This is a genomic window from Streptomyces sp. NRRL F-2664 (genome assembly GCF_000719345.1).
GTDB lineage: Bacteria > Actinomycetota > Actinomycetes > Streptomycetales > Streptomycetaceae > Streptomyces.
Window position 1 is genome coordinate 1 of record NZ_JOFX01000140.1, and the last position, 4,190, is coordinate 4,190.

General features: G+C 60.7%; 2 protein-coding genes and 1 pseudogene. All 3 read right to left on the minus strand.

The genetic code is table 11. The features are described from left to right. Nucleotides 1-720: 720 nt before the first annotated feature. Nucleotides 721-855, minus strand: a pseudogene (locus IF89_RS49925) (IS630 family transposase); the annotation flags it as partial. A 477-nt stretch (nt 856-1,332) separates the two neighbouring features. Beyond that, entirely contained in the window at nt 1,333-3,048 is a 1,716-nt protein-coding gene (locus IF89_RS43635; protein ID WP_078628758.1) for a YhgE/Pip domain-containing protein, read from the minus strand. Then, on the minus strand, nt 3,045-3,752 hold the full coding sequence (locus IF89_RS46645; RefSeq protein WP_158718099.1) for a hypothetical protein: 708 nt from the start codon (nt 3,750-3,752) through the stop codon (nt 3,045-3,047). The genes IF89_RS43635 and IF89_RS46645 overlap by 4 nt, the downstream gene beginning before the upstream one ends. Nucleotides 3,753-4,190: the final 438 nt, after the last annotated feature.

Genomic DNA, 4,190 nt, shown 5'->3' on the forward strand with positions numbered 1-4,190 from the left:
CCCACACCCAGACAGAAGCGCGTCAACCGAGCCCGCTCCCGCCTCCGATGGCCAGTCGAGAGAGCCATCGCATCGATCAAGACCTGGCGCATCCTCCGCTAAGCCCGCTGCCACCCCACCAGGCTCACATCAACCACCAAAGCCATCCTCACCCTGGAGACCCACCGCTGAACAAGCTCGGTAGTTCGCCTCAAGTACCTCGCTGATCAACTTCTTCAGGCAGGCGTCGCGCGGGGTCTTGGCGGACGGGGTGGCCTGACGTTTGTGGTGGGCGTAGCAGGCGGAGGGGGCGATCTTGCAGTCGTGCCCGGTGAGCGTTGCGCAGATCGGCTCGACGCCGCCGAATCGGTACCGGTGCCCGTCGATGAAGGCTACGAGCGTGTGTATGGCCCGTGGGGCTCGGCCGCGAAGAAACTCGCCGCCGCCTTGAGGATTCCGTTCGCCCGCTTCGGCTCGGCGATCTCCTACTTCATGGCCTTGACCTGCGCGGACTCCTCTGTCGTCGTACCCGGCCGGGTGCCGGCACCGATCTCGTCCTGCCGGACCCACTTGCGCAGTCCTGGTCGTTCCGACACCCAGTTTACGGGCCACCGCTCTCATTGCGGCCCACTCCGTGGCGTAGTCAGGCGCACCTCGGCGACCATCCAAACCGCACGACGGCGCAGCTCAAGCGGGTGCTGGCAAGAACATGCCATGACTCGATCCTTTCAAACGGTCGAGTCTCTGCCGAACCCGGAACGGTTCAATCTCCCGGTTCTTCTCCCCGCCCTTGAAGCGTTCCACGGCCTGCAGCCGGACCCGCTTCCGCGTGGCCCTTTCGACGTCGGTCAACCCGCCGCCCTGCGCGTACCTCACGAACCCAGAGCTACCGGAACCGGCCCACCGCTCAATCAAGTTCAGTAGCTGAAGAACAAGGGAAGGCGTTGTTCGCAATGGGCGTGGTGTGACCGTCTATCTGTGTCGGTCAGCTCTACAGATTGCGCTTTCCCTTCGGACGCCCGTAGGCAAATGCCAGAGCCGCAATACCGAGACAGCCGATCACACCGCAAAACACCATCACTTCCGAAGTACCGCCAGCCCCAGTGGGTGCGAGGTCAGACGCCGTTGGCGTCGGGAAAACCGGCGGGCAAGTCTCAGTCGGCGTGGTGAACCCCGGAGTCGGCGTGGTGAACCCCGGAGTCGGCGTGGTGAACCCCGGAGTCGGCGTGGTGAACCCCGGAGTCGACGTGGTGCCTAGCGAGACTACGATAGCGACACAGGATACGACAAAGAAAGCCAATTTTTTCATTCTGCCCTCCAATTTTTCAGGTTTCGGTGTACCCGAACCGTTCGTCAGCCGCACCGTTCACGGACTTGAGGCACAAGTCGCTCGGCAGTCCATTGTCTGCGGCGGACCAGGGTCAGGCACGCCAGGGAAATTCCAGCTGCTGTCAGGGCCGTCAGGACGGCGATGGCGATCCATACAGCCTCCTCCCGACCCCCACTAATGGCGACGCGAAAAGCACTGACTACGTAGGTCATGGGCAGGTAAGGGTGCAGGCCCACAAACAAGGCATTTGCCGTCTGCACCGGATACAGCCCTCCGCTGGCGCACAGCTGCAAGAGCAAGAGAATAAGAAATACGACTTCACCAAACGCGCCCATCGCCACCTTCATTCCATGAGCGGCAGCGGAAAACGCCAGTCCATTGACTACACATAGGCCCAACGCCACCCAGGCGTGCAACGCCTCAAGGCCCATGAGCGCCTGAGCCGCCACGTAGAAGCCACAAGTCGTCAGTGTGCAAACTGCAGCTAGTGGTAGCCAGCCCACTCGGGCCACGGTGAACGCGTGCGCGGACGAGGCCAATGCCCGTGAATTTACCGGACGGAGAACTGTCATCGCAATCACTGCAGCAAGACCCGGCATAACACCAAACGCCAGCGGAGCCAGTCCGCGCCCTAGAACCCCAGCCGGATGTAGGTTAACGCGTGAAACAGAAATCGGCACAATGCTAGATTCGGAAGATCCCGCTGGCCGTGCTGGCGGAATGCTTTTAGCCAATGTCTGTAGAGAAGACTCGAGGCTGGCCAGAGATGCACTGAGCGTCTTCGCGTCGTTCCCTGTTGAAACAAGCTTGTCAGCGAGGCCCTTCGAGTCGGACGACGCTTTTTGTAGCTGAGTGTTAAGGGCGGTGACGGCGGCCTGCACCAACCGAACGGAGGTCGCCGTTTGGGAGGAGCTTTGCTGGATTAGAGCACTATTTCCTGCTGACGCATTGTCTTGCGTAATCTGCGCGTTCGCAGCCGCATCGTTGATCTGCGAAGCCATTGCGGAACTGCCGGATCCGGCACTTTGGACTACCTCATTTACCGCACTGATGGCAGCGGCAACCTCGCCCAGCTGTTTGCTAATCTGCAACATCGCCAAAGAGGCCGTCTGCTGCTGGGGGGCGGCTTCACCCGTTTTGGGAGGCGGCATAACGCTACTGTTGAGAATCTTGTCGACATCGCGCCGCATGGATGCCCACATGTCGATGCTTTTTTGGGCCATATAGCTGACCCCTACCATAGCCGCCCGATCATCGATTTCCGCACCGTACGACTCGGCGGAGAGCGTCACTAGGAACCCGTTTGCGTCATTGAGAAACAAACTGGCCGTCGATCGTGGACCGCCTTCACCTGACACCCATTTCGCTACGGAAGCGGAGTAATCACGCGGAATAACTAGAACCGCATACAACTTCCCTTCTGCGAGCTGCTTCATGGCTTCTTGCTCATTCAGTAGACGCCAAGAGAAGGCTCGAGCTAGGCGCAATTCTTCAGTCAGCCTTGCACCTGCACTTACGCGGATAGGCGTATAATCCTTGCCTGGGGAGCTTTCGCTCGGCTGATCAAGATTTACGACTGCTGCGGGCACCCGTGCCATACCGCCCTGGGGGTCCCACAGTGATGCCAGCACCATAGTTCCCATGGTCAAGGGCAAGAGCACCAGTAGCGCCGGAATCCACTGAAGCCGCCTGCCACGGAATCGCTGCATCTCCAGCCATGCCAGCCGGACATCCCTCACATTCCTCCTCCTTTTATCGGACTCGTACGCCTGTGTCCTAGCCGCTGATTATCTATCTTGATCGCTTCCTGAGCGCCGTCCAAGAAGATACGTCTTGTGCCCCAGCCGGTGTCAGCGGAGGTGGCAAGCACCGCTCTGCCCGCCGCTGCAAGCTGGCCCAGAGCTATACGAACAAATCGGCGGTCCTCTTCACCGAATCCGCCGTCTACGTCGGCTACAGCAATCGCGTCTGCGTGCTGCGCATATCCCAGAGCTACAGAAAGCAGCAGCTGATCAACAGGGCCCAAATCACCCACTATCTCGTCATTCCCCGGCCTTCCCATCCGCATCAGCTCAATAGCGTCCCAGAATGACCCTACCGACATCTTTCGATTCCCGCAGACTAGGCGTCGCTCGGCCAGCACCTCGCCCACCCTCAGGCGGACGTCAATACCGATCGCGGGCAACGCCTGAGCTACGGCAACTCTCTTTCTCAGCAACGCTTGGACGCGGCGCGTACTGCGGCGTTCGCCTTCTGTTACGAGAGATCCACCCGTGACAGAGAACCTGCCGGACAGAGCCAGTAGAAGCGCGGTGCGCCGTGGCTCTGGGGGCCCTACGATTACCGTCAGCTCCCCGTCCAGAGCCGTCCCGCTCACCGAAGTGAAAAGCAGCCCATCGGGTCCGACTGCGCTCAGTCCCCGCGCCTCGACTAGAAGACTCATTCATCGCCTCTTTCTGCTGTCGGCGAGGGCACTCCAGCCGCAATCAGTAACTGCACAAGCCTCGGCCAGCTATGACGATCGAGAAATATGCACACTGCTATATTCGCTTACGATTACAACGGATTCCATCACCAAGTCGGCGTGTCGCCGCATCCACCCGGCACCCGTCGCTTCCTCCTAGCCGAATGGCGTAACGCGCACCGCCGGAACCGGGACACTCACCCACACGCCGCTACACGGGGCAGCCCACACCAACCATCCCCACCCCAAGTCGCAGCTCGCCGCTAACGTCGCGGGTACTCAACCTGGTCGTGTCCCGTGGAGTGGTGTAGCCGATCAATCCGGGGTGGTGTTCGTGGTGTTGGGTAGCGTGGAGGCGCGTTCGGGGAGCTCGCTGGGGTAGATCTGGTCCATGCTGCCCTCGGGCAGGTAGCGGCG

What these genes read in the sequence shown, in the direction of transcription:
- IF89_RS46645 (WP_158718099.1), bottom strand. Translation starts at nt 3,752, where the DNA reads ATGAGTCTTCTAGTCGAGGCGCGGGGACTGAGCGCAGTCGGACCCGAT.